A 23,484-nucleotide genomic window follows, 5' to 3' on the forward strand; every position below is an offset into this window, starting at 1 on the left:
AAAAGGAAAACTATTTTTTACTCCATTCTTTTATACTATCGTTATTCATCTTAACGTAGTCGTTATTTTTTGCTTTTTCAGCACCAGCCAAAGATAATTTTGCAGTAGCAATTGCTCCAGCTTTATCACCCAATTTACCTTGGATTAATGATTTTTGACGTAAGTACCAAAACGGAGTCTCTGCTCCGGCTTTAGTCATTGAAGTCGCTTTGTTTACATATTCTAATGCCTTATTCAAATCTCCATTAGATTGAAAAAGGTATTGAGCTGAAGAAAAATAATCACCAGCTGTTGGTCCAGCCAATACTTTTTCAATACTTGCCAAAGCAGCTTTTTGCGTTGGAACATCAAATTTGACAGAAACCATTGTTTTTTCCCAAGCAATGTCTAATGTTGCACTGTCATTGGTTAGATTTCCAATTGAAACAGTTAACGATTCCACAGGATTGTTGAGTACTGTAGGATCAACATTAACTAGAACAGCAACTTTATTGGCATCCCATTCTTCTGGTGTTCCCCAATTATCAGTATCAGTATAAAAAACAACTTCCCACATATCCGCTTTTGGTGTGGTGAATAAAGCATACTTTCCTTTTTTAAGTGTAGTACCGTTAATTACTACATCTTCGCTAAAAGAAACCGTAGTATTTGCATTGGCACCAGTTCTCCATAGCTTGCCAAAAGGAACCAACTCACCAAAAACAACTCTACCTTTAGCACTTGGACGAGAATAATCTACGGTTACATCTGTCAAACCAACAACTTGTGCTAGCGTAGAATGTGGACTTGATTGGGGAGTTTTTACTTGAGCATTAAGGACATAACTAGCAATTATAGTTGCTAAAACGAAAATAATTCTTTTCATAAGGTGATTGTTTAGAAGTTTTTCAAATTTATAAATACTATGAATTGATGTGTGTTAAGAATAACTTAAATATTTTGTTTAATATTTTTCGTAAATTAATAAACAATAATTATTACTTTTACACAAAAAATATAATGAAGATTTATACATTACATACCAAACAGAATTTACCAATTTCATTAGATCAAGCTTGGGAATTCCTGTCTAATCCAAAAAACTTGAAAATTATAACTCCGGATTATATGGGATTTAAAACCCTTTCGGGAGATGAAAGAGCTATGTTTGCTGGACAAATAATTCAATATATTGTAACTCCGGTTTCGGGAATTCCAATGAAATGGGTTACTGAAATTACGCATGTCGTAGATAAAAAATATTTTGTTGATGAGCAACGTTTTGGACCATATGCACTTTGGCACCACAAACATTTCCTAAAAGAAATTCCGGGTGGTGTCGAAATGGAAGACATCGTTGACTATAAAGTTCCGATGGGAATTTTGGGACAAATCGTGCATCCTTTTTTGGTAAAGCCAAAACTCGAGGAAATCTTTAATTATCGCAGCAAAAAATTAATTGAACTTTTTGGAGAATATAAAGAACAATAAGATGAAAAACATACTATTAATTGGTGGCTCTTATGGCATCGGAAATGAATTGGCAAAAGAATTACAAAACGAAAACAATGTTTTTGTAGCTTCTCGAACGAACGAAAATTTGTCAAATCTAAACGTTACTCATGTTCCTTTTGATGCAACAACGGATACGCTTGACACTTCTAAATTACCATCAGTTATTGATGGATTGGTATATTGTCCGGGAAGTATTAATTTGCGTCCGTTTCGTGGGTTAAAGTTAGAAACATTTGAAAGTGATATGCAACTTAATTTCTTTTCGATGGTAAAAGTTATTCAAAGTGTTTTACCACAACTAACTGCTTCTGAACAATCAAGTATTGTTTTATTTAGCACAGTGGCAGTCAAAATGGGAATGCCTTTTCACACAAGTGTTGCCGCTTCAAAAGGAGCCATTGAAGGTTTTGCCAAAGCATTGGCAGCCGAATACGCTCCAAAAATAAGAGTAAACGTAATCGCGCCATCCTTGACTGATACACCATTGGCAGACAAATTTTTAAGCAATGAGGAGAAAAGAGAAAAATCAGCGCAACGTCATCCTTTAAAACGATTTGGGACAACAGAAGACATTGCACAAATGGCGAATTTTCTTTTAAACGAAAAGAGTTCCTGGATTTCAGGACAAATCTTTCATGTAGACGGTGGCATGTCATCACTTTTAGTAAATTCATAAAGAGTATTGTCCACGGTTAACAATTAACCGATAACTGAAAACTGACAACAAAAATGAACCTATTTTGGTTTCGACGCGATTTGCGATTAGAAGATAATGTTGGGCTTTTTCACGCTTTAAACAGCGGAGAAGAAGTGTTGCCAATTTTCATATTCGATGACACCATACTTTCTCAATTAGCCAAAGATGATGCGCGTGTAACTTTTATTTTCCAACAGTTAGAAAAAATACAAAATCAGCTACAAGCGATTGGAAAATCATTGGCAGTTTTTCACGGAAATCCTTTTGAAGTCTTTATCAAATTGATTAATGAAAATCAGATTAAAACCGTTTTTACCAACCACGATTACGAACCGTATGCGCGCAAACGCGATTTAGAATTGTACCATTTGTTCAAGGATAATAACATCGAATTCAAAACCAGCAAAGACCAAGTCATCTTTGAAAAAAGCGAAGTGGTAAAGGATGACGGAACTCCTTATGTAGTCTATACGCCCTTTTCAAATAAATGGAAAGATAACTTTAGAAAAACCAAATTAATTCATTACAAATCAGAAGAGTTACTAAATAAATTAACAGCTCACTCCTATTCGTTTTTGAGCTTGGGAGCTATTGGTTTTGAAGTTTCAAAAATCAAGGTTACGCCTTATGATATTTCAGATTCTTTAATCGATAATTACGAAGCGACACGCAATTTCCCTGCGATGAATAAAACATCGTATCTTGGAATTTATCTGCGTTTTGGTGTTGTTTCTATTCGGAAGATGGTTTCAAAAGCAATCGAAAGCAAAAATGAAACCTTCTTAAAAGAATTGATTTGGCGAGAGTTCTTTATGCAAATCCTCTGGCATTTTCCACACACAACCAATTCAAGTTTCCGACCAAAATATGATAGCATTGTTTGGGATAATAACGAAGAGCTGTTCCAAAAATGGTGCGAAGGCAAAACCGGTTATCCTTTTGTAGATGCAGGAATGAGAGAACTTAATGAAACAGGGCACATGCACAATAGGGTGCGAATGATAGTGGCCAGTTTCTTGTGTAAACATTTATTAATCGATTGGCGTTGGGGTGAAACGTATTTTGCTAACAAACTTTTAGATTATGAACAAGCCAGCAACGTGGGCAACTGGCAATGGGCAGCCGGAAGCGGCGTTGATGCGGCGCCTTACTTCAGAATATTCAATCCAACCGAACAAATCAAGAAGTTTGATAAAGACTTCGTTTACATCAAAAAATGGATACCCGAATTGAATACTTTGAAATATCCAAATCCAATAGTTGATCATAAAGAAGCTCGGGAACGTTGTCTCAAAGTTTACAAAGTAGCCGTTGGCTAAATTAATACTATGACAATTAGTAGTTTATCCATTACTTTTAAACTACCTTTAGCATTCACTTAAAATAAATCACTATGAAAAAAATTGTCTTATGCATTGGATTGTTCTCATTTTTAATGATAACTTCTTGCGACAAAAAAGTTGAAAAAACAGTCGAATCTACCGAAACTACAACAGTAGTACAAGATACGATTGTAAAAGAAGTTCCGGCTCCACAGGAAGAGAAAGGAACATCCGTTAAAATAAACGATGACGGAGTTAACGTAGACAGTAAAGATGTAGATGTAGAAATAAAGAAATAAAACTTGACATCAAATCATAAAAAAAGCCAGTGAAAGCTGGCTTTTTTTATTCCCCTCAAGAGAGGAATTTTATACTAAGCTTTTAATCTTCTCAAAACTCAACTCCTTAAAATCACTAATCACCATATTTGCCAAAGAGTAATCTTGCATTTTAGAATGAAAACTATCGTAACCAATGCAATAAATACCAGCAGCTTTGGCCGCCATTATTCCGTTGGTACTATCTTCAATCACGATACAATTTTCTACTGGCGTTTGCGATAATTCGGCAGCTTTTAGAAAAATAGCAGGATGTGGTTTCGACTTTGGAAAATCTTCTCCGGAAACGATATGCGTAAAATACTTATTCAATCCAAAACGATTGAAAATTCTGTTAATAGTAACCGTTGCTGAAGATGAAGCCAAAACCAACTGCATTCCGTTGCTGTGTAAATCTTTTATCAAATCCTCTACACCATCCAATAAATACAAATCTTCTTTGCTGTCAAAAGCATCGTTAAACAAGTTGCGCTTGGTTTCAACCAAAGCGTTGACTTCTTCAGAAAGTTTAAATTGAAGCTTCAATCGCTCAAAAATATTCTTAGTCGAATTGCCTGTAAACGATGCATACATTTCGGGAGAAACATCAATGTTGAGTTGCGTGAAATGTTGGTTATAAGCATAATGATGTACAGGTTCCGTGTCAACAATAACACCATCCATGTCGAAGATTACGGTATTTATCATATTTTTAAGTTGCTAAGTGACTGAGGCGCTGAGTTGCTGAGTCCTTCTTCAATAAATACCGAATCACCGTCTCTGCAGCATACAAACCAAAAAGACACGGCATATAACTGTTGGTTCCGTAAAAAGATCTTTTGTAATTGGTTCCATCAGTCATTTTCAAGCTGCTGGAATCCTGTATTTCAGAAGAGTAGACCACTTTCAGTTTGTCTATATGAACTTTTTTTAAACGCTTTCTGATGGTCTTCGCCAAATGACAATGTGCTGTATTTTTTATATTGGCAACTTTCACCTTTGAAGCATCCATCTTTCCTCCTGCTCCCATGCTCGAAATTACTTTGACGCGCTTTCTTTTGCAAGCCGCAATCAGATTGAGTTTTGGCGTAACACTATCAATACAGTCTAAAACATAGTCAAAATCGGGAGTAACGATTTCCAAAGAGCGTTCCGGAGAAAGGAATTCCTCTACTCGAGTTAAGTTCAATTCTGGATTAATATCCATCAATCTATCACCAACAACATGAACTTTCGGCATACCAACAGTTGAATGTAATGCAGGCAATTGTCGGTTAATATTAGTAATATCTACAACATCGCCATCTACAATGGTTAAGTTACCCACACCGGCACGAGCTAAAAACTCTGCTGCAAACGAACCAACGCCACCAAGTCCAACGACCAATACGTTAGCATTTTTTAAATTATTTAACCCTTCTGTTTTAAATAAAAGTTCTGCTCTTTCCTGCCACTTTGCCATCTTTAAGATTGTTAGTCCCGAAGCTTCGGGATAGATTTTTAGACATTTTAGAAGTGGCAAAAATAAGCAAAAAATCATCAATCATGACATATAACCTATAGCCTTTCCAGAACTTATTGAAGTGACAAAAAGTTCCTCTTAAAATCTTATAATCAGCAATTTGTTAACAACTTTCAACTCTTTTTATTTTTTTTAGTAAGATAATTTGTAGTTTTAATTCTACATCAAAAAAAACAGATAACAATCAAAAAAACAACTAACATGGAAATTAATTCTATTACTGATGCCCCAGTTTCGGAAAACGATCGAATCAAACTTATTGATGCCTTGCGAGGCGTTGCGCTTTTGGGTATTTTATTAATGAATATTCCGGGTTTTTCCATGCCCAATTATTCTTCAGAAGTTTATAAAAATGATCCTTCCAATATTAACTTTTGGGTCAGCACTATTATTGGAGTTCTATTTGAAGGCAAAATGCGCGCCATGTTCAGTATGATTTTTGGAGCTGGTGTATTACTTTTTATTGGTAAGAAAATACAAAATGGACTATCCACTCATGGTTTGTTTTATCGTCGTATGTTTTGGCTGTTGTTATTTGGATTAATTCATGCGCATTTAGTTTTGTGGATTGGCGATATTCTATATCTCTATGCCGTTTGTGGAATGATAGTGTATTTGTTCCGCAACGTAAATCCAAAATACCTAGTTCTTGCTATTCCTTTAGTAGCCATAATTGATTTCGGACTGGGAACCTATTTTTATCAAGGAATTCGTGAAAAACGTCTCGATTATGTTGAAGCCAAAAAAGCGGAAAGCGAAAATAAAACGTTGACTGCCGAGCAAAGCAAAGCCTTGATTACTTGGAGAGAAGTCGAGAAAACCATGATTCCAAACCGCCAGGATGCCAAAGAAAATACCCAAAAAATGAAGTCCGATTATAGCACAGTAGCCAGCTATCTTCGCCCAATGGCTTTTGATGGTCAAACTAAATACTTATTTTTCGGAATCTGGGATTCCATTGCACTTATGCTGCTTGGGTTTGCATTATATAAATGGGGATTCCTTACGGGAAATTGGTCAAATGACAACTATCGAAAAGTAATGTTAATCGGCTATGGTGTTGGTCTTCCATTAGTAATATACAGTTCATATCATTATTTTGTTACGTATTCTACATTAGAAGCGAACCTCAAAAAAATGGAGGAAGTTTCCATAGATTGGGTTAATTTAATTTATCCATTTCAACGTATTTTGTTGGTAATGGCACATACCGCTACACTAATTTTATTGTACAAATCAAAAGCAATACAAGGCCTTTTCCGTCGCCTCGAGGCAGTTGGACAAATGGCTTTTACCAATTACATCATGCATTCGGTTATCTGCACGTTGTTCTTTTTTGGTTACGGATTGAATTATTATGGCGTATTCGAATTTTATCAAATCTACTATCTCGCCTTTGCCATTTGGATTTTGCAATTGATTCTAAGTCCGATATGGTTACGTCATTTTTATTTTGGACCACTAGAATGGGTTTGGCGTAGTTTAACGTATTGGAAGTTACAACCTTTTAAAAGAGTATAAATAGACACTAGTTGAAGCAGGGCATATCATTATAGTAATACCTTAATTCATTCATAAATGAAAAATATATTTTTATTAGCATCAATCATTTGCAGTATAAACTGTTTTTCGCAAGACCCAAATCCGGATTTATTTCAGACTTGGTATTTATACGATTATTATTCTACTGACGATAATATCCATCACCCTATTTCAGCTATAACTCCTTCCATTTCACCTTATGTAACTTTTACAGAAGCATTTAGTTTTAGTGGCGAAGGAGCATGTAATTCATTTAACGGAACTTTCAGTTCTCCATTTGCTGATGTTATACTGTTCAACAATTTTTCAAGCACACTGCTTCTTTGCGGTTACTCTAATCATACATCATTTGAAGGAGCTTATTTTTCCTTTATGCAATCCGGCGGACAGTATTACCTCTCAGGAGTAGGAGATAATATGACCTTAGTTATTTCAAACCCAATTTTTATAAATTATGTATTTGGAAATTCTCAGCTTCATTCGCCAAATTTTGATTTAGAACAAATATCCCTAAACCCAAACCCGGCTAAGTCAGTAATTTATATAAATGCCAACCGATTATCAATTTCCAAAATTCAAATCATCAATTCATTGGGACAAAACGTGAAGACTGTAAACAATGATTTTGACGCTATAGCAATTTCTGATTTGGCTAAAGGACTATACATTGTGAAAATGGAAACATCACTTGGAACGATAAACAAGAAAATTATCAAGGAGTGATAATCATTCTATTGGATTAAAAAACAGTCTTCCAATTCTGTTCGACTTGTGCCTTCATTTCAGCTAACGTCATGCCTTTATATTCTGCCGCTAAATTATAAACCTCTTCCAAAGTTTCTTCAATAGTATCGGTTTCAAGAAAGAATCTATCGTTTGGAATTGTTTGAAAGACTTCTTTTAATTCAGTCCCGAAGCTTCGGGATTGCAATAAGTATTTTCCAAAAGACAAATAAAATCCGTTAGCAATTAATTGCTTGGCGACTTGTTCATTTTTAGAAAACCCATGGATAATTATCGGCACAGAAATCTTCAAACGCTTTTTGATTTCGAGAAGTTCATCAAAAGCTGCCACCAAATGCAATACCAATGGTTTCTGATACTGTTCTGCCAAAGCAATTTGCTTTTCAAAAACGTCGATTTGCAATTTTATCGGAACTTCAATACGTTTATCCAATCCACATTCACCAAGTGCTAAACATTCTTTTAATGGTAGCTTCTCCTCTATCGTTTTCAAATCAATTGCCAATCGTTCTTCCTTAATATACCAAGGATGAATGCCAATAGAATACTGTGGGATTGCATTATCAAACTCCCAAGGATATTGATTGACCAGCTCCAAAACAGTAGCGTCGTTAGTAAACTTGTGTGTATGTAAATTGTAGAACGGCATTAATCATGAAACTTTTTGACACCTGCTAAAATGGCTATTTGCAAATCATTTTCGAGTGGCACAATCGGACAGGAATATTTGTGGTTGTATGCGCAGTAAGGATTATAAGCTTTATTAAAATCAATACTTACCGTATCTCTTTTCGGAATCCGCATGTCGATATAGCGTCCACCTATATAACTTTCCTTTCCACAAGTTAAGTCTGAAAAAGGAAGAAAAAGATAATCTGCAAAACCTTCTTTTTTAATCAAATCAATATTCTGATACAGATTTAATTTAAATTCCTGACCGTCGAGACTAAAAATCAATTGACCGTATTTAACATACTCCGGTGTTCGCGTACCGGTGGTTTTCATCTTAAATATTTTCTCTTCGGGTGTGCGGATAAAGGTGGCTTTTACTATATACTTTTCATCTATTGGATAAAAATCCAAGCCTTTGAAGGTCTTGAAATCTTCTTCCGTAAGCGGACTTTCTTCCTTATCGCCATATTCTTTATTAAGTGTTTGTTGGAATTCTTTAGAAGATGTTTCTTGGGCTGAAATCGTAACAACGCTAAGCAATAACAAAAGGAAAAGCATTTTTTTCATCGGATTGTTTTCAACAAAAATACTATAAAAATTCTTTGATAATTCAGAAACTTAGTAAGTCAGAAACTTTGTAACTTTGCGAAATCACCCGAGGCATTGCCGAATTGTTTGGAGCGCAGCGGAGAAAATCAATCATCAATGCTCAAAACTGCCTTTCAACGCTACATCAACAACTTCAAAGGATTTACAAGAGAAATTTGGATACTTGCGTTCATCACTTTTATCAATCGTGCCGGAACCATGGTGTTGCCATTTCTATCCAAATATTTAAAGGAAGATTTACATTTTAGCTATAGTGAAGTCGGTTGGATTATGGTTTGCTTTGGAACCGGTTCTATTATTGGCGCATGGCTTGGTGGCAAACTCTCAGACAAAATAGGGTTTTATAAAATCATGATTTTTAGTCTACTTACCAGCGGAATGATGTTTTTTGTGATACAATTTATTACCAGTTTCGTTGGTTTATGCATTAGTATGTTTATGATTATGGTCGTTGCCGATATGTATCGTCCTGCCATGTTTGTATCGATTGGTGCTTATGCCAAACCCGAGAATAGAACTCGGGCGTTGACTTTAGTTCGACTGGCAATAAATCTTGGTTTTGCTGCAGGTCCGGCTTTAGGCGGATTAATTATCATGAGTATTGGCTATCGTGGCTTGTTTTGGATAGATGGAACGACTTGTATTATCGCCATTCTAATTTTTTGGATCAAAGTAAAAGAAAAGAAGAAGTCACCTTTTATTGATAAGAAACATCCCGATGATGTATTGACGCATTCCGTATTTAAAGACAAACCGTTTTGGATTTTCCTCTTTACGTGTTTGGTTTCCGGTATTTTATTTTTTCAGGTATTCACCACCATTCCTTTGTATCACAGAGAGCAATTTAATTTAACGGAGTTTCAAACCGGTTTACTTTTAACCATGAACGGTCTGATTATTTTCTTCCTCGAAATGCCGATTGTGAGTTATGTAGAACGTCATAAAATAAGTAAAGTCAAAGTAGTAACGATGGGTTGTTTCTTAATGGCAATAAGCATATTCCTAATGCTTATCAATACTTGGTCTGGAGTTTTAATTATAATGATGCTATTTATGACTGTTGGTGAAATGTTTGCTTTTCCTTTTTCGAATTCAGTTGCCTTAAGTCGTGCACCAAAAGGTCATGAAGGAAGATATATGGCAATTTATACCATGAGTTTTAGTTTGGCTCACATAATAAGCTCCAAAGTTGGTATGGAAATCATCGAATATCATGGCTATCAAGTAAACTGGTTTGTTATGGGAATCTTAGGTTTACTAGGAGTTATTTTTGGTATTTGGGTTTTGCGTTTGATTCAAAAAGAACACAAAATACTATAAATCTAAATCTTACTCATTTATTCCGATTTGAAAACCTTAAAAAATAGTTAAATAACTATAAATGTAGTTGTGTAACTAAAAATATAGTTGTAGTTTTGATTTCAAATATAACAACTATGCAAAAGTTAACTAACAAGGAAGAAGAAATCATGCAAATTTTATGGAAGCTGAAAAAAGCTTTTGTAAAAGAGGTCATGGCTGAAATTCCTGAAGAGCAACCACATTACAATACACTTTCAACCATTATAAGAAATTTAGAAGACAAAGGTTTTGTTTCTCACAATGCTTATGGAAACACGCATCAATACTTTCCAAAAGTTAAAATGGAAGACTATAGAAAACGCTTTATGAATACGGCTATTGATACCTATTTCAATAGTTCGTATAAAAATATGGTTTCCTTTTTTGCGGAAGAAGAAAAGATTTCTGCCGAAGAATTAAGAGAAATTTTAGCGATTATAGAGAATAAAAAATAGAATAGATAACAGATAATAGACGGATAGATAATAGACAAAACCCTTTAAGAAGTCTATCATCTATTAGTCTATTATCTATCATCTTAAATTAAAAAAAATATGGAATCAGTATTTATTTATCTTTTAAAATCTAGCGGATTGATTGCCGTTTTCTATTTGGCCTATTATTTTTTGGTTCGAAAAGAAACCTTTTTCAACAGCAATCGTTGGTTTCTATTAAGTGGTTTATTCACTTCGCTCCTATTACCGTTTTTCTTTATCAAAAAAATTATACTGGTAGAAAAGCCAAAAATATCTATGGAAGATTTAGTTGCCTATTCTCAACAATCTACCAAAGCCATACAAGATGTTCCTGTTGTTGAAGCATTTGATTGGATGCAACTTATTTGGGTTAGTTATGTTATCATTGCCTGTGCTTTAGTGATTAAAATTGTTTTTAATTTTACATCGCTTTATCGAATGCTTTACCAACAACATTTCATTAGAAAAGAGAAGTTTAAACTAGTTAATTTAAATGAAAATATAGCACCATTTTCATTCTTTAATTATATCGTTTACAACTCTGATTTATATTCAAATGATGAGTTACAAAGCATCTTATTGCACGAAAAAATCCATAGCCAAGAACGACATTCTCTAGATGTTTTGGTTGCCAAATTGTTCTGCATTGTGTTTTGGTTTAATCCGTTTGTTTGGCTTTACAAAAAAGCAATCACACAAAATCTGGAATACATCGCCGACCAAAAAGCCATTGAACAATTGGAAGACAAAAAATCGTATCAACACGCTTTACTGAAAGTAGTTTCTCATCAAAGCTGTCTATCAATAACCAATAATTTTTATCAATCATTAATCAAAAAACGAATCGTTATGTTAAACAAAAATCAGTCCCACAAAAGAAATTCATGGAAGTATGCCCTTATCATTCCGGCATTAATTGGCTTTGTACTTTTATTTCAAATCAAAGTCATTGCGCAAGAAAAAGAAGAATCAACCTTTACCAAAAGAGTCCAACACGGCGATGAAATCCGTGTTGTTTTAGACAAAAACTCCTCCGAAGAAGAATTGAAAAAAGAAGCTGCCCTTTTAAAAGAAAAGCACGGTATCACCCTAAAATATTCAAAAGTAAAAAGAAACAGTGCTGGTGAAATCACCGGGATAAAAGTTGAATATAAAGACAAAGATGGTAATAAAGGTGTTTCACAAGTTGACGGAAAAGAACCAATAAAACCAATTCATTTTTATAAAAATGATGAAAGCATTGGTTTTGGAAGTCCAAAACAAGTACGAATCTTTACCAACAACCGAAATGAAGACCGGGTTATTGAATTAGCTACCCAAGACAGTACCAGAGTAGCTGACAATTTTGATTTTAATTTTGACTTTGATATTGAGGCACCTGAAGTACCAGAGTCACTTGAAATTCCTGAAGCACCAGAAGCTCCGGAAGCAGCAGAAGTTCCGTCATTTCCAAAACATTTCTGGAATGACGCTGATACAGAAACTAAAATAATTGTCAAAAAAGATGGAGCGAAACCATTGGTAATTCTGAATGGAAAAGTAATCGAAGGTGACGAAAGTGTTATCAGTAAAAAGGAATTAGACGAATTAATAGATTCTTCTCGCAAAGGTGCTGATGGTGATAAAAAACATGTTTATATCAACTGGAACGATGCGGTTAAAATCAGAACAGATGCCATGGCAAATGCAAAAATTGAAATGAAAAGAATGCGTCCCATTATAAAAAAAGAGATGCAAAGAGCCAAAGCAGATATGGAACGTGCCAAACCTGAAATAGAGGCTTCCCAACCAGAAATGGAAAAAGCCAAAACTGAAATGCTGCAGGCCAAAGAAGAAATGCAAAAAGCAAAAGCCGAGATGGATGCAGCCAGAGCTGAACTCGAAAAAGCAAGAGCTGAACTTAAAAATCAGAAAAAATAAATCATAAAAAAGCAAGTCAATTACGAGTTGCTTTTTTAATTTTGTACAAAACATTTACTATGTATAAAGTACTAGCCAAACTAAACAAACTGTTATTACCTAGTTACACCAAACAGCAACTGGATTTAAGTAAAGCCAAAAAATGGCAAATGGCTATCATTGGTTGGCGTTATTATGTCACCACTCGTGCTTTAGAAGTTACAAAATAAATTACGGAATTCATTTGCAAATTTAATTGTATTGCCTATATTTGCACCCACAAAAAAGGCCTTGTGGCGCAACTGAATAGCGCATCTGATTACGGCTCAGAAGGTTACTGGTTTGAATCCAGTCAAGGTCACGAATGAATACTAAAATAAGAAAAAAAACACCAAGCTCGCTTGAGTGTTTTTTTTCGTTTTTAGTATTATCAAAGCGGAGCTTTGTCTGGATGTTGCAAAGCAAAATCCAGTTAAACAAATTTACAATTTATTAATATAACTACTATATAAATCCTTAAACTGATAGCCTACTTCTACTCTATCCTTGCTAAGTTTATCATATTCAACTAATCCCCAAAGCACAAACTCTTTTAGGAAATATTTATCTTCCAAAGGCATATCGGGTTGGTATTTTTGGATTAAATCTTCTAATGGCACTACAGCATCCAATTGTTTTTTATACTCATCATCTGAGGTGTCATCTAACAATTCAAAACCAGTTTCTGTAAAAAACCATTCTAGAACTTTAGCGTATGGACTTGCATCAATGTCTTTTTCTAACTTTTCAATCTTTGGAAAATAAGCCGGAAAGAAAGTATGAATAGCATCTCCTATCAAATGTTGGGCAACTACGGCCGCACCTTCTTGTTCACCTTCATAGACTAATTCTACTTTTCCGGTAATGGCTGGTATAATACCCATAAAATCAGATAATCGCACAGTTGTTGTATCGTGTCCTGCTTTCAAAGCACGTCTTTCGGCTGTACTCAATAAATTTTCGTATGCTGTTATGGTCATTCTAGCGCTCACACCGCTTTTATTATCAACAAACTCACTATCACGGGCTTCAAAAGCAATTTGCTCTAATAAATCTTTGGCTAATGATGGCACATGCACCGATTCTGATTGCTGTTTGTCCAGTTTAGCTTCTTGATGTGTAATGGTTCTTGCTACAGCTATATTTTCGGGATAATGTGTTAAAATTTGGGATCCAATTCTATCTTTCAAAGGAGTTACAATGCTTCCGCGATTAGTATAATCTTCTGGATTTGCAGTAAATACAAATTGCATATCCAAAGGCATTCGCAACTTAAAACCTCGAATTTGAATATCGCCTTCCTGCAAAATATTAAACAAAGCTACTTGAATTCGAGCCTGTAAATCAGGTAATTCATTAATAACAAAAATACAACGATTCGCTCTTGGAATCATTCCAAAATGAATTACTCTATCATCTGCATAGGATAATTTTAAATTAGCCGCTTTTATAGGGTCAACATCACCAATTAAATCAGCAACAGTAACATCGGGTGTTGCCAACTTTTCTGAAAAGCGTTCGCTCCTATGCAACCAAGAAATTGGAGTAGCATCTCCTTTTTCTGTAATCAAATCTTTAGCAAATCGAGAAATTGGATTTAGAGGATCATCATTAATTTCTGAACCAGTAACTATCGGTATGTATTCATCTAAAAGTTCAATCATCTTTCTAGCTAACCTTGTCTTAGCTTGACCACGAAGTCCGAGTAAATTGATATTGTGGCGTGATAAAATAGCACGTTCTAATTCGGGAATTACTGTGTTTTCAAATCCGTGTACTCCTTCAAACGTTGGTAGTCCTGATTTTATTTTTGCCCGAAGATTATCTCTCAATTCGTCTTTAATACTTCTTGAAATGTATCCCGACTTTTTTAATTCTGCTAATGTTGTTATGTTTTCTATTTTCATTTTTTTTTATTTAACCGTAAACCTGCCTGCCGGCTGCGCTATGTTTAACGCAAAGTTCGCTAAGTGTTTTATTTTTTCTTGCTTCTTTTCTCTATCCTCTATTTTCTATTCTCTCATTTAATCTTCTTTTTTCTATTGGTTTCATAATCCTCAAAAATCATTTCGCCCAATCCTTTTAGGCCAGTGTAAAAAGCTTTTCCTTGATTGGCTTCCGTAAATCGGTTTACAAATTTTTGCAAATACGGATCATTGGCAATCATAAAAGTCGTGATAGGAATGTGTAATTTTCGGGCTTGTGCCGCTTGATTGTAGCATTGTTCTACGATGTATTCGTCTAAACCATTGGAATTCATATAATATTCACCATTTTTTTCACGAACACAACTTGGCTTACCATCAGTTATCATAAAGATTTGCTTGTTAGTATTTCGTTTTCTGCGTAGCATATCCATCGCCAATTGTAAACCGGCAACCGTATTGGTATGATAAGGTCCTACTTTCAAATAGGGTAAATCTTTGATTGCAATTGGCCAAGCATCATTACCAAAAACTAAAATATCAATCGTGTCCTTTGGATAACGGGTTGTGATTAATTCAGCCAAAGCCATGGCTACTTTTTTGGCGGGTGTAATTCTATCTTCGCCGTATAAAATCATGCTGTGGCTGATATCAATCATCAAAACGGTACTCATTTGCGCCTTGAATTTCGATTCTTCTACTACCAAATCATTTTCAGTTAATCTAAATTCTTCAGAACCATTATTGATTTGTGCATTTTTTAAACTTTCTGTAAGCGAGATACTTTCCAAACTATCTCCAAAATGATATTCTCTGAATTCACCAGTTTGCTCATCGCCACTTCCTGAATATTTTGTTTTATGGTTACCCGTTCCGGAACGTTTAAGGTTTCCAAAAATTTGATCTAAAGCTTGTTGCCTAATGGCACGTTCTGTTTTAGCTGTTATACCCGTTCCTGAAGTTCCATCTTCTTTCAATTCGTCTCGGATGTATCCTTTTTTCTTTAAATCTTCAATAAAGTCGTCAATGGTATAACTAGAATCCGTGAGTTTGTATTCTACGTCTAATTGACGCAACCAATCAATAGCTTCGTCAAAATCGCCCGAAGTATGGGTGATTAACTCTTTGAAAATTTCAAAAAGTTTATCGAAAGGAGATTGAAACGGCGCTTCGTATTGCTTGAATAAAAATCCTTTTTTTGTATACTTTTCCATAGCCAATAAAATTAATATTAAAACTTTAAAACGTATACAGAACGAATACTAATTTTAAGTTAAAGTAATTGTTGAAAATGTTTAGTTTTGCTCCTTAAAAAAATATTATGTCCTCAGATTACATCCTTGACGAAAAAATTGACCATATTTTCTTTCTCGAAGCAGATATCAAATTCAAAGAATATGAAAACTGTACCTTTCACAACTGTGACTTCACAGATTGCACTTTTCAAAGTGTGGCTTTCATTGATTGCAATTTCTTTGACTGCAACTTTAAAGACACTAAAATAAATTATGTTTCCTTACGTGGCGTACAGTTTACCAAATGTGATTTTACTGCAGTTAATTTTGCAATGACAGACCAAGTGATTTATGAGTTTAACTTTAAAGATTGCTTATTGGATTATGCCAAATTCTATGCGTTGAAACTTAAGAAAATGCAGTTCATCAATTGCAGTATGATTTCAGTGGATTTTATGAAAAGCGATTTAACTGAAGCTGTGTTTGACAATTGCAACCTGAGAAGAGCTGTCTTTATTGACACGATTGCTAACAAAGCCGACTTTTATACCAGCTATGATTATACCATTGACCCAGAAAAAAACAAACTAAAGAAAGCTGTTTTCTCTACGGATGGATTGAAAGGGCTTATGGAAAAGTATGGTTTGGTTGTTAAAGTTTAAAAACAACCGCAAATTCGCAAATTATTTACATTGGTTTTAATTTGGGAATTTGCGGTCAAAACTTTTATAATCTGAAGTTCGATTAAGTAATTACTTCGTAAACACTCTGTTTTCCTGCTCAATAACTCGGATAAACGTGGTTCGTTTAGTCAGTTCTTTAAGTTTTGCAGCGCCAACATAAGTACACGTACTTCGGATTCCACCAAGAATATCATGTAACGTTTCAATCACATCACCTTTGAATGGCACTTGAACTGTTTTTCCTTCACTTGCGCGATATTCAGCAACACCACCAACATGCTTTTTCATTGCAGTTTCGGAACTCATTCCATAGAATTGCTTGAACTTTTCACCATTAATTTCTAACATTTTCCCACCACTTTCGGTGTGACCGGCTAACATTCCGCCAAGCATCACAAAATCGGAACCTGCACCAAAAGCTTTGGCCACATCGCCTGGAGTGGAACAACCACCATCGCTGATTATGTGTCCGCCAAGTCCGTGAGCAGCATCGGCACACTCAATAATAGCAGAAAGTTGCGGATAACCAACACCCGTTTTTACTCGGGTTGTACAAACAGAACCCGGACCAATTCCCACTTTTACGATATCGGCACCTTCTAAAAGTAGTTCTTCCACCATTTCACCGGTAACAACATTTCCAGCAATAATAACTTTGTTAGGATATTGTTTTCGCGCCTGACGCAAAAATTCAACAAAGTGCTCCGAATAACCATTGGCAACATCGATGCAAATAAATTTTAGTTGTGGATTGTGTTCGAATATTTCAGCAATCTTTTTGAAATCATTCTTTCCTGTTCCGGTGCTTACCGCAATATAATCGGAAATATCACTTGGAGCCGATTTGATAAAATCATTCCATTGCTGAACCGTATAATGTTTGTGAATTGCCGTGAAGAGTTTTTCTTTGGCTAAAGCCAATGCCATTTCGAAAGTCCCAACAGTATCCATATTAGCAGCCATAATGGGAACTCCTGTCCAAGTGAGTGTACTGTGCAGAAATTTAAATTCCCGTTCCAAACTCACCTGTGCTCTACTGTTTAGAGTTGAACGTTTTGGGCGAATCATTACATCTTTAAATCCCAGTTTTATATCGGTTTCAATTCTCATTTTTACTAAAATTCTAATGAATCAAATATAGAATTTAGTGGTGAAAATTGAATCGATTTTCCAAAAAGTAATTAGTAATTTATCAACAGATTTTAACCGTGAATGGTTTCTTTATTTCCGTAATTTGCGATGATTTGAGCTTCAAAAGCAATCCACTCGCGCCAACGTTTTTCAACATCGATTCCTTTGCCATATTTACGGGCATACGTTATAAAAGTAGTATAATGTCCAGCTTCGCTCTCCATCAATTCTCTGTAGAATTTTGATAATTCTTCGTCCTGAATGTTTTCTGATAGCACTTTAAAACGCTCACAACTTCTTGCTTCAATCATAGCCGAAAAAAGTAATCTTTCTACCAAAGCTGAAACTCGGCTTCCTGTGTTACTCCTTTTCATGTATTGTGCCAACTCGTTTACATAATCGTCTTTGCGTTCACGTCCGAGTTTTAAACCTCGTTTCTTTATGATAGTATGGACTTGTTCAAAATGGTCTAATTCTTCTTTGGCTAAAGCCAATAAATCGGTTACCAAATCTTCGTGTTCCGAATTATTAGTAATGATTGTTATCGCATTCGTAGCTGCTTTTTGTTCGCACCACGCATGATCTGTTAGAATTTCTTCGATGTTTTTCTCAACGATGTTTACCCATCTTGGGTCGGTTGGCAATTCTAAACGTAAAACTCCCATAATAAAGTGGCTTAATAATTAAAGGTCAAAAATACGGATTTTACGATTTATTATGACAACGATTTTTTTTAGCTAAGAATGCTATGAAATAATTTTTCCGTCTTCCATAGTTATAGTCCTATTAGTTTTTGAAGCAAAATCGTTATCGTGTGTTACAATTAGCATAGTTTGTTTTTGTTCCAAAGTCAGTTTTTTGAAAATATCAAATACTAAATCACTATTCTTTTTATCCAAATTCCCGGTAGGCTCATCTCCCATTATAATTAAAGGATTGTTGATTAAAGCTCTGGCAATGGCAACACGCTGCTTTTGTCCTCCGCTCAATTGATTGGGCATCTTTAAGGCTTGATCGGCCATATCTAAAGTTCGTAAATGTTCCATTGCATCGTGTTCAATTTCTTTTTCAGAACGTTTACCCAGTTTCATTCCGGGCAACATGACATTTTTCAAAACGCTGTATTCTGAAAGCAAATAATGGAACTGAAATACAAAGCCTATTTTTTCATTTCTGAGTTGAGCCAATTCTTTATCAGGTTTTCCAGTAATAAGCTCTTCTTGAATGTATAATTCGCCTTCATAATCAGTATCCATAGTAGAAAGCAAATACAATAAGGTTGATTTTCCGCAACCCGATTTCCCAACAATTGATACAAATTCGCCATGATTAATACTCATGTCAATATCTTTCAACACCTGAAACCTAATTGGGTCGTAAAAGTATTTGGTTAATTTTTTGGTTTCTAAGACTATGTCACTCATTTTATTTTCCTCGAATAATATCTACTGGATCAACTTTACTAGCTTTTATAGCTGGAAACAATCCTGCAATAAGTGTTGTTATTAATGCAAATGAAATCCCAATGATATAAAATAGCGGATTATAATTTATGGGATAGGTTGTCACGGTTGGCAATGAAGCTGTATTGAAAGGGATATTATCAATAATATTTGTAAATATAAAACCAAATAACAAACCAAATAATCCTCCAGTAATTCCAATAATTAACGAAAGTGAAATAAAAATCCATTTTACATCATTTCCTGAAAATCCTGTAGCCTTTAGAATTGCGATGCTATCCATCTTTTCAAAAATCATCATGTTTAAGATGTTGTAGATTCCAAATCCAGCGACGATTAACAACACTATTCCAACCGCATAAGAGATAATACTTCTTACTGAGCTTCCTGTTTCAAACTGAGAATTGGCTGTTTGATAATCAATAGCATCTAAGTCAAATTTTTCATGAAATTCCTTTGCTACATCAGGTGCCGAAGTGATATCGTATAATTTAATTTGTATATCTGTAATATAATTAGTTGCTTCGCCTAATAGTTTTTGGGCTGTTGCCAAAGAAGTGTAACTGCTTACATCATCTATTTCTGCGATGCCAATTTGAGATATTCCAACAATTTTCAAGGAAGCTAAATTTCCTTTGGCTGAAGTTATTTTTATGTTATGTGACATTTGTAGAAAAATTTTGCTTAAAGAGAAAATATGGATTCCGAATTAAGAAAAAACATTCGCTTGAGATGGTTTCAAAGTCTTTTTGAATTATCGAATTACGAACTTCAGAAAAAAGTTTGGCTTGAAGGCGCGATAGTTGATTATTTTAGCGATTATACAGAAGCTATTTGTTCCTATTTTGACGATTTGGATTTAGGTAGTGGTTTGGAGAAGTTTGCAGAAGACGGTTTTATTACAAAAGACGAAGCAAAACTTTTTCTTGATTTTCATAAACAGTTTAGAGAATACACAAGTAGGCCAGATAAAAGAACTTTAAGTGATTCGAAAATTCTGCGTGATATTGAATGGAAAAACTTAACAATATTAGCCAAACAGAATTGGGATAAACTCAAAGAAATGTTGACGGACAAAGCTGAGCTTGATTATATAAATAATTTAGAAGATAGATTTGCAAACGTCACATAACAGCCGTTTCTCGCAATTGCGAATTTTGTGGTAAGTTCACGTTCTCGTTTCGCAATAATTTTTATCTTTAACAGAAAATATAAAGTTCCGAACTTCGCAACTGACGAGAAGCGGCGGAACGATATCACCTATAACTAAAAGCATTTTATCAGCCAATCCTTTACCAATGATGATACTGTTGTTTTGATCTAAATCGGCTATTTTACCTACTACAATATAATCACTTAAGGTGAATAATTTTTCTTCTGCAGCTACATCAATTCCGCTAATTACTCCTGAAATTTCAATAGTCCCTGAATTAAAAAAAACTGGTGTAGTAATTTTTGGTGCCACATCAATGATGCGACTATCTTGTTTTAAATAGTGAATGATTGCTTTGCTGTTGTATATGGACTTACCTCTGTCTTTTGGTTTTATTGAAGAGACAAAATTGATATTGTTTTTATATTTATCAGATAATTTTACAGGCTGATTTTCAGAAGGTTTGATTTCGTTATATAAACGAACATGTGGTGTTCTGTTTAGCATTAATCCATCGAGCAAATCATTCAATCCATTCATAAAACTTACTAAGGAAATAAACATGGCGATACCAAAAGTGACGCCAACAGCAGCCACAATTGTTTGTTTCAATCGAGCGCGAAGTAAATGGAAAGCAATATTTAAAATAAGTTTGAAGTTCATTATTTAGGTTTGTAAATAGTTTCCTCGGCACTTAATCCACTCAAAATTTCAACATTCTGATAATCATTTAAGCCAATTTTTACTTTGCGCTTTTCATCTTCGTTAACCAAAACATATTCATCATCTACCAAATAACCTTTAGGAATGGTTAAAACATCCTTTTTAGTTTGTATGATAATATTCGCTTCCGCTGTAAGATTTGGGTATAACTTTGTTGGCGGAGAATCAAAATGAGCTTCTATTTTGAAAGTTCTGGAGCGCTCATCCATAATGGGATAAATTTTATCTACCGTTGCGTCAAAAGCTTTTCCTTTATAACTATCTAAAGTAACAACTACTTTTTGTCCGACCATTACTTTAACCATATCATATTCATCAACATCTAATTCTAATAAATAAGCATTTTTCTTTCCAATAACTGCTAATGGCATTTGAGAAGTTATTAATGTCCCCTCTTTTACCAAAACATCAAATAACTCTCCCGAAAAGGCACTTTTTACTTCAAAGTCGCTTTGTGATTTTTCGCTTATTTTTAGGTTATTACTGTTTTTGTACTGATCATTTTTAAGTTGGATTCTTAATTGGGATAATTGTTTTAAAGCAGCTTCATAATTGGATTTCGAGTTCTTATAAGCTAGTTCTACTCGTTCATACTCTACTTCAGAAATGATATTGTATTGTTTGATATTTTTATTTCGGTTATACACCGATTGGTCTAACGCTAGTTTGTCTTTAGCCACTTGAACCTTAGTTTCCATTTCGGCAATTTTATCTTGTATGTAACGACTATTTTCATTACTCAATTGATAGGTTAAGCGAGCATTCTCTGTACTTAGAGATGCTTTATCACTTTCTATTTGAAATAATGATTGACCTTCCGTAATAGTCTGCCCTGCGGTTACATTGATTTTCTGTAAAATACCATTGACGGTCGAATAAACGGTATATTGATTTTCTGATTTTACAACACCAGAAGCATAGACGCTTTCAGTTATAGTTCCTTTAGTAGGTTTAATTTCGCCATTATCTTTTTTGCTGCAGGAAAGGAGAATAACAAGAGAAGAAAAGAGTAGTAGTTTATAGCATTTCATGAACTGGGCGTTTATAGAATTTTGTCTCTCAAATTTACGACAATTTCAACCTTTAAAGTCTAACAATTGTCATAAAAAAAACCTCCCAAACGGAAGGTTTATAATTGCATTAATAAGTATTATTAGCTTAATAAACAAAAATCGCTCTTTCGCTCATCATGTCGTTTACTTCGTCTGCGATTTCTTCTAGCATTTCGTTGTTAGTAGCATTTGAAAGTACTCTATCGATTAAATCAACAATAGTTTCCATATCACTTTCTATCATTCCACGTGTAGTAATAGCAGGAGTTCCCACACGAATTCCCGAAGTTACAAACGGAGATTTATCATCAAATGGAACCATGTTTTTATTTATCGTAATTTCTGCTTTGCCTAATGCTATTTCAGCATCTTTACCAGAAATACCTTTATTACGTAAATCAATCAACATCATGTGATTATCTGTTCCACCAGAGATTAAATGATACCCTCTTTTTACGAAAGCTGCTGCCATTGCTTTAGCATTTTTTTGTACTTGCATCGCATACGCAAAAAACTCATCGGATAAAGCTTCACCAAAAGCAACAGCTTTTGCCGCAATGATATGCTCTAATGGTCCACCTTGATTTCCTGGGAAAACAGCCATGTCTAAAACATGCGACATCATTCTGATTTCGCCTTTTGGAGTAGTTAATCCCCATGGGTTTTCAAAATCTTTTCCCATCATGATGATTCCGCCTCTTGGTCCACGCAACGTTTTATGTGTAGTAGTTGTTACAATATGGCAATGTGGAATTGGATCATTCATCAAACCTTTGGCAATTAAACCTGCAGGATGAGAAATATCAGCTAATAAAAGTGCTCCAACACTATCGGCGATTTCACGGAAACGTTTAAAATCCATATCACGAGAATAAGCCGAAGCACCAGCAATAATCATTTTAGGTTGCTCTTTCGTTGCAATTTCTTGAATTTTGTCGTAGTTCAATACGCCTGTTTCTTTCTCAACACCATAAAATGATGGAGAATATAATTTGCCAGAAAAATTTACTGGAGAACCATGTGTTAAATGTCCACCATGGGATAAATCAAAACCCAATATTTTATCTCCGGGTTTTAAACAAGCTGCAAAGACAGCTGTATTAGCTTGTGAACCAGAATGTGGTTGTACGTTTACATAGTCAGCACCAAAAAGCTCTTTAGCTCTGTCAATTGCGATTTGCTCGATAATATCTACCACTTCGCAACCACCATAATATCTTCTGCCGGGATAACCTTCGGCGTATTTATTAGTCAGCACCGAACCTGCAGCTTCCATCACTTGGTCGCTCACAAAGTTCTCTGATGCAATTAGTTCAATTCCGTGAATTTGTCTGTCTTGTTCCTCAAGGATTAAGTCAAAAATTTGTTTGTCGCGTTGCATTTGAAATTATTTCTATTAATTGTGCTCAAAATTACAAAAATGGTTTGGTAAATTAATAGGAAAT

At 34.7% G+C, this 23,484-nt stretch carries 26 protein-coding genes and 1 tRNA gene; 13 read left to right on the forward strand and 14 right to left on the reverse strand.

All coding sequences use genetic code 11. The features are described from left to right. Window positions 1-10: 10 nt before the first annotated feature. On the reverse strand, window positions 11-865 hold the full coding sequence (locus RMN97_RS02485; protein WP_309612946.1) for a DUF2911 domain-containing protein: 855 nt from the start codon (window positions 863-865) through the stop codon (window positions 11-13). Window positions 866-999: 134 nt separating this feature from the next. On the opposite strand from RMN97_RS02485, the gene RMN97_RS02490 reads away from it, so the two are divergent. The 4 genes from RMN97_RS02490 (at window position 1,000) to RMN97_RS02505 (ending at window position 3,812) form a co-directional block, all read left to right on the forward strand. Beyond that, window positions 1,000-1,470 carry an SRPBCC family protein gene (locus tag RMN97_RS02490; RefSeq protein WP_309612947.1) on the forward strand — a complete coding sequence of 157 codons (471 nt, stop codon included), beginning with the start codon at window positions 1,000-1,002 and terminating at the stop codon, window positions 1,468-1,470. Between the two features lies 1 nt (window position 1,471). Next, window positions 1,472-2,170: an SDR family oxidoreductase gene (locus RMN97_RS02495; RefSeq protein ID WP_309612948.1), complete on the forward strand. Its 699-nt coding sequence runs from the start codon at window positions 1,472-1,474 to the stop codon at window positions 2,168-2,170. A 53-nt stretch (window positions 2,171-2,223) separates the two neighbouring features. Next, entirely contained in the window at window positions 2,224-3,510 is a 1,287-nt protein-coding gene (locus RMN97_RS02500; RefSeq protein WP_309612949.1) for a deoxyribodipyrimidine photo-lyase, read from the forward strand. A gap of 74 nt (window positions 3,511-3,584) precedes the next feature. Continuing rightward, a complete protein-coding gene (locus RMN97_RS02505) occupies window positions 3,585-3,812 on the forward strand; it encodes a hypothetical protein (RefSeq protein WP_309612950.1) in 228 nt (75 codons plus the stop codon). A gap of 69 nt (window positions 3,813-3,881) precedes the next feature. On the opposite strand, the gene RMN97_RS02510 is transcribed toward RMN97_RS02505, so the two are convergent. Next, a complete protein-coding gene (locus RMN97_RS02510; RefSeq protein ID WP_309612951.1) occupies window positions 3,882-4,538 on the reverse strand; it encodes an HAD family hydrolase in 657 nt (218 codons plus the stop codon). 4 nt (window positions 4,539-4,542) lie between these two features. Then, window positions 4,543-5,292 (reverse strand): tRNA threonylcarbamoyladenosine dehydratase, encoded by a 750-nt coding sequence (locus RMN97_RS02515; RefSeq protein WP_309612952.1) that lies wholly within the window; start codon window positions 5,290-5,292, stop codon window positions 4,543-4,545. 261 nt (window positions 5,293-5,553) lie between these two features. On the opposite strand from RMN97_RS02515, the gene RMN97_RS02520 reads away from it, so the two are divergent. Both RMN97_RS02520 and RMN97_RS02525 read left to right on the forward strand, forming a co-directional pair. Continuing rightward, window positions 5,554-6,873 (forward strand): DUF418 domain-containing protein, encoded by a 1,320-nt coding sequence (locus RMN97_RS02520; RefSeq protein ID WP_309612953.1) that lies wholly within the window; start codon window positions 5,554-5,556, stop codon window positions 6,871-6,873. A 57-nt stretch (window positions 6,874-6,930) separates the two neighbouring features. Beyond that, complete coding sequence (locus tag RMN97_RS02525; RefSeq protein ID WP_309612954.1) at window positions 6,931-7,617, forward strand: T9SS type A sorting domain-containing protein; 687 nt, start codon at window positions 6,931-6,933, stop codon at window positions 7,615-7,617. Window positions 7,618-7,633: 16 nt separating this feature from the next. Here the strand turns inward: RMN97_RS02525 and RMN97_RS02530 are convergent, their stop codons facing one another. After that, on the reverse strand, window positions 7,634-8,287 hold the full coding sequence (locus RMN97_RS02530; RefSeq protein ID WP_309612955.1) for a TatD family hydrolase: 654 nt from the start codon (window positions 8,285-8,287) through the stop codon (window positions 7,634-7,636). Beyond that, window positions 8,287-8,877 (reverse strand): DUF1684 domain-containing protein, encoded by a 591-nt coding sequence (locus RMN97_RS02535; protein WP_309612956.1) that lies wholly within the window; start codon window positions 8,875-8,877, stop codon window positions 8,287-8,289. Before RMN97_RS02535 ends, RMN97_RS02530 begins: the two co-directional genes overlap by 1 nt. Window positions 8,878-9,015: 138 nt before the next feature. Here RMN97_RS02535 and RMN97_RS02540 point away from each other — a divergent pair, with 138 nt between their 5' ends. The 5 genes from RMN97_RS02540 to RMN97_RS02560 all read left to right on the forward strand — a co-directional run bounded on the left by RMN97_RS02540 (window position 9,016) and on the right by RMN97_RS02560 (window position 12,996). Then, window positions 9,016-10,239 (forward strand): MFS transporter, encoded by a 1,224-nt coding sequence (locus RMN97_RS02540; protein ID WP_309612957.1) that lies wholly within the window; start codon window positions 9,016-9,018, stop codon window positions 10,237-10,239. A gap of 116 nt (window positions 10,240-10,355) precedes the next feature. Continuing rightward, entirely contained in the window at window positions 10,356-10,715 is a 360-nt protein-coding gene (locus RMN97_RS02545; RefSeq protein WP_309612958.1) for a BlaI/MecI/CopY family transcriptional regulator, read from the forward strand. A gap of 99 nt (window positions 10,716-10,814) precedes the next feature. Continuing rightward, the gene (locus RMN97_RS02550; RefSeq protein WP_309612959.1) at window positions 10,815-12,656 is read left to right on the forward strand and encodes a M56 family metallopeptidase; all 1,842 of its coding nucleotides are present in this window, start codon (window positions 10,815-10,817) and stop codon (window positions 12,654-12,656) included. A gap of 59 nt (window positions 12,657-12,715) precedes the next feature. Next, on the forward strand, window positions 12,716-12,865 hold the full coding sequence (locus RMN97_RS02555) for an SsrA-binding protein (RefSeq protein WP_309612960.1): 150 nt from the start codon (window positions 12,716-12,718) through the stop codon (window positions 12,863-12,865). Window positions 12,866-12,922: 57 nt separating this feature from the next. After that, window positions 12,923-12,996: transfer RNA gene (locus RMN97_RS02560), tRNA-Arg, on the forward strand. 121 nt (window positions 12,997-13,117) lie between these two features. Here RMN97_RS02560 and RMN97_RS02565 read toward each other — a convergent pair. Together RMN97_RS02565 and RMN97_RS02570 are read right to left on the reverse strand one after the other, a co-directional pair. After that, the gene (locus RMN97_RS02565; RefSeq protein WP_309612961.1) at window positions 13,118-14,581 is read right to left on the reverse strand and encodes a magnesium chelatase; all 1,464 of its coding nucleotides are present in this window, start codon (window positions 14,579-14,581) and stop codon (window positions 13,118-13,120) included. Between the two features lie 113 nt (window positions 14,582-14,694). Beyond that, window positions 14,695-15,813, reverse strand: coding sequence for a VWA domain-containing protein (locus tag RMN97_RS02570; protein ID WP_309612962.1), 1,119 nt, complete (start codon window positions 15,811-15,813; stop codon window positions 14,695-14,697). A gap of 107 nt (window positions 15,814-15,920) precedes the next feature. Between RMN97_RS02570 and RMN97_RS02575 the strand changes: the two genes are divergently transcribed. Beyond that, window positions 15,921-16,496: a pentapeptide repeat-containing protein gene (locus tag RMN97_RS02575; protein WP_309612963.1), complete on the forward strand. Its 576-nt coding sequence runs from the start codon at window positions 15,921-15,923 to the stop codon at window positions 16,494-16,496. Window positions 16,497-16,586: 90 nt separating this feature from the next. Here the strand turns inward: RMN97_RS02575 and RMN97_RS02580 are convergent, their stop codons facing one another. The 4 genes from RMN97_RS02580 to RMN97_RS02595 form a co-directional block, all read right to left on the reverse strand. Continuing rightward, window positions 16,587-17,627 (reverse strand): GMP reductase, encoded by a 1,041-nt coding sequence (locus tag RMN97_RS02580; RefSeq protein WP_309612964.1) that lies wholly within the window; start codon window positions 17,625-17,627, stop codon window positions 16,587-16,589. A 92-nt stretch (window positions 17,628-17,719) separates the two neighbouring features. Beyond that, window positions 17,720-18,313 (reverse strand): tRNA-(ms[2]io[6]A)-hydroxylase, encoded by a 594-nt coding sequence (locus RMN97_RS02585; protein ID WP_309612965.1) that lies wholly within the window; start codon window positions 18,311-18,313, stop codon window positions 17,720-17,722. Window positions 18,314-18,394: 81 nt separating this feature from the next. Further along, window positions 18,395-19,072: an ABC transporter ATP-binding protein gene (locus tag RMN97_RS02590; RefSeq protein WP_309612966.1), complete on the reverse strand. Its 678-nt coding sequence runs from the start codon at window positions 19,070-19,072 to the stop codon at window positions 18,395-18,397. Between the two features lies 1 nt (window position 19,073). Further along, window positions 19,074-19,778 carry an FtsX-like permease family protein gene (locus RMN97_RS02595; RefSeq protein WP_309612967.1) on the reverse strand — a complete coding sequence of 235 codons (705 nt, stop codon included), beginning with the start codon at window positions 19,776-19,778 and terminating at the stop codon, window positions 19,074-19,076. A 30-nt stretch (window positions 19,779-19,808) separates the two neighbouring features. On the opposite strand from RMN97_RS02595, the gene RMN97_RS02600 reads away from it, so the two are divergent. After that, entirely contained in the window at window positions 19,809-20,243 is a 435-nt protein-coding gene (locus tag RMN97_RS02600) for a hypothetical protein (RefSeq protein ID WP_309612968.1), read from the forward strand. A 36-nt stretch (window positions 20,244-20,279) separates the two neighbouring features. On the opposite strand, the gene RMN97_RS02605 is transcribed toward RMN97_RS02600, so the two are convergent. The 3 genes from RMN97_RS02605 to glyA form a co-directional block, all read right to left on the reverse strand. After that, window positions 20,280-20,927 (reverse strand): ABC transporter permease, encoded by a 648-nt coding sequence (locus RMN97_RS02605; RefSeq protein ID WP_309612969.1) that lies wholly within the window; start codon window positions 20,925-20,927, stop codon window positions 20,280-20,282. Beyond that, window positions 20,927-22,018, reverse strand: coding sequence for an efflux RND transporter periplasmic adaptor subunit (locus RMN97_RS02610; protein ID WP_309612970.1), 1,092 nt, complete (start codon window positions 22,016-22,018; stop codon window positions 20,927-20,929). The genes RMN97_RS02605 and RMN97_RS02610 overlap by 1 nt, the downstream gene beginning before the upstream one ends. A 127-nt stretch (window positions 22,019-22,145) precedes the next feature. Continuing rightward, on the reverse strand, window positions 22,146-23,420 hold the full coding sequence (glyA, locus tag RMN97_RS02615) for a serine hydroxymethyltransferase (protein WP_309612971.1): 1,275 nt from the start codon (window positions 23,418-23,420) through the stop codon (window positions 22,146-22,148). Window positions 23,421-23,484 lie beyond the last annotated feature (64 nt).

The sequence above is a fragment of the Flavobacterium sp. genome (assembly GCF_031381455.1).
Classification (GTDB): domain Bacteria; phylum Bacteroidota; class Bacteroidia; order Flavobacteriales; family Flavobacteriaceae; genus Flavobacterium.

What these genes read in the sequence shown, in the direction of transcription:
- RMN97_RS02530 (WP_309612955.1), bottom strand. Translation starts at nt 8,287, where the DNA reads ATGCCGTTCTACAATTTACATACACACAAGTTTACTAACGACGCTACT.
- RMN97_RS02565 (WP_309612961.1), bottom strand. Translation starts at nt 14,581, where the DNA reads ATGAAAATAGAAAACATAACAACATTAGCAGAATTAAAAAAGTCGGGA.
- RMN97_RS02570 (WP_309612962.1), bottom strand. Translation starts at nt 15,813, where the DNA reads ATGGAAAAGTATACAAAAAAAGGATTTTTATTCAAGCAATACGAAGCG.
- RMN97_RS02555 (WP_309612960.1), top strand. Translation starts at nt 12,716, where the DNA reads ATGTATAAAGTACTAGCCAAACTAAACAAACTGTTATTACCTAGTTAC.
- RMN97_RS02595 (WP_309612967.1), bottom strand. Translation starts at nt 19,778, where the DNA reads ATGTCACATAACATAAAAATAACTTCAGCCAAAGGAAATTTAGCTTCC.
- RMN97_RS02490 (WP_309612947.1), top strand. Translation starts at nt 1,000, where the DNA reads ATGAAGATTTATACATTACATACCAAACAGAATTTACCAATTTCATTA.
- RMN97_RS02500 (WP_309612949.1), top strand. Translation starts at nt 2,224, where the DNA reads ATGAACCTATTTTGGTTTCGACGCGATTTGCGATTAGAAGATAATGTT.
- RMN97_RS02540 (WP_309612957.1), top strand. Translation starts at nt 9,016, where the DNA reads ATGCTCAAAACTGCCTTTCAACGCTACATCAACAACTTCAAAGGATTT.
- RMN97_RS02575 (WP_309612963.1), top strand. Translation starts at nt 15,921, where the DNA reads ATGTCCTCAGATTACATCCTTGACGAAAAAATTGACCATATTTTCTTT.
- RMN97_RS02590 (WP_309612966.1), bottom strand. Translation starts at nt 19,072, where the DNA reads ATGAGTGACATAGTCTTAGAAACCAAAAAATTAACCAAATACTTTTAC.
- RMN97_RS02525 (WP_309612954.1), top strand. Translation starts at nt 6,931, where the DNA reads ATGAAAAATATATTTTTATTAGCATCAATCATTTGCAGTATAAACTGT.
- RMN97_RS02610 (WP_309612970.1), bottom strand. Translation starts at nt 22,018, where the DNA reads ATGAAATGCTATAAACTACTACTCTTTTCTTCTCTTGTTATTCTCCTT.
- RMN97_RS02605 (WP_309612969.1), bottom strand. Translation starts at nt 20,927, where the DNA reads ATGAACTTCAAACTTATTTTAAATATTGCTTTCCATTTACTTCGCGCT.
- RMN97_RS02550 (WP_309612959.1), top strand. Translation starts at nt 10,815, where the DNA reads ATGGAATCAGTATTTATTTATCTTTTAAAATCTAGCGGATTGATTGCC.
- RMN97_RS02510 (WP_309612951.1), bottom strand. Translation starts at nt 4,538, where the DNA reads ATGATAAATACCGTAATCTTCGACATGGATGGTGTTATTGTTGACACG.
- RMN97_RS02515 (WP_309612952.1), bottom strand. Translation starts at nt 5,292, where the DNA reads ATGGCAAAGTGGCAGGAAAGAGCAGAACTTTTATTTAAAACAGAAGGG.
- RMN97_RS02580 (WP_309612964.1), bottom strand. Translation starts at nt 17,627, where the DNA reads ATGAGAATTGAAACCGATATAAAACTGGGATTTAAAGATGTAATGATT.
- glyA (WP_309612971.1), bottom strand. Translation starts at nt 23,420, where the DNA reads ATGCAACGCGACAAACAAATTTTTGACTTAATCCTTGAGGAACAAGAC.
- RMN97_RS02495 (WP_309612948.1), top strand. Translation starts at nt 1,472, where the DNA reads ATGAAAAACATACTATTAATTGGTGGCTCTTATGGCATCGGAAATGAA.
- RMN97_RS02545 (WP_309612958.1), top strand. Translation starts at nt 10,356, where the DNA reads ATGCAAAAGTTAACTAACAAGGAAGAAGAAATCATGCAAATTTTATGG.
- RMN97_RS02520 (WP_309612953.1), top strand. Translation starts at nt 5,554, where the DNA reads ATGGAAATTAATTCTATTACTGATGCCCCAGTTTCGGAAAACGATCGA.
- RMN97_RS02485 (WP_309612946.1), bottom strand. Translation starts at nt 865, where the DNA reads ATGAAAAGAATTATTTTCGTTTTAGCAACTATAATTGCTAGTTATGTC.
- RMN97_RS02600 (WP_309612968.1), top strand. Translation starts at nt 19,809, where the DNA reads ATGGATTCCGAATTAAGAAAAAACATTCGCTTGAGATGGTTTCAAAGT.
- RMN97_RS02505 (WP_309612950.1), top strand. Translation starts at nt 3,585, where the DNA reads ATGAAAAAAATTGTCTTATGCATTGGATTGTTCTCATTTTTAATGATA.
- RMN97_RS02585 (WP_309612965.1), bottom strand. Translation starts at nt 18,313, where the DNA reads ATGGGAGTTTTACGTTTAGAATTGCCAACCGACCCAAGATGGGTAAAC.
- RMN97_RS02535 (WP_309612956.1), bottom strand. Translation starts at nt 8,877, where the DNA reads ATGAAAAAAATGCTTTTCCTTTTGTTATTGCTTAGCGTTGTTACGATT.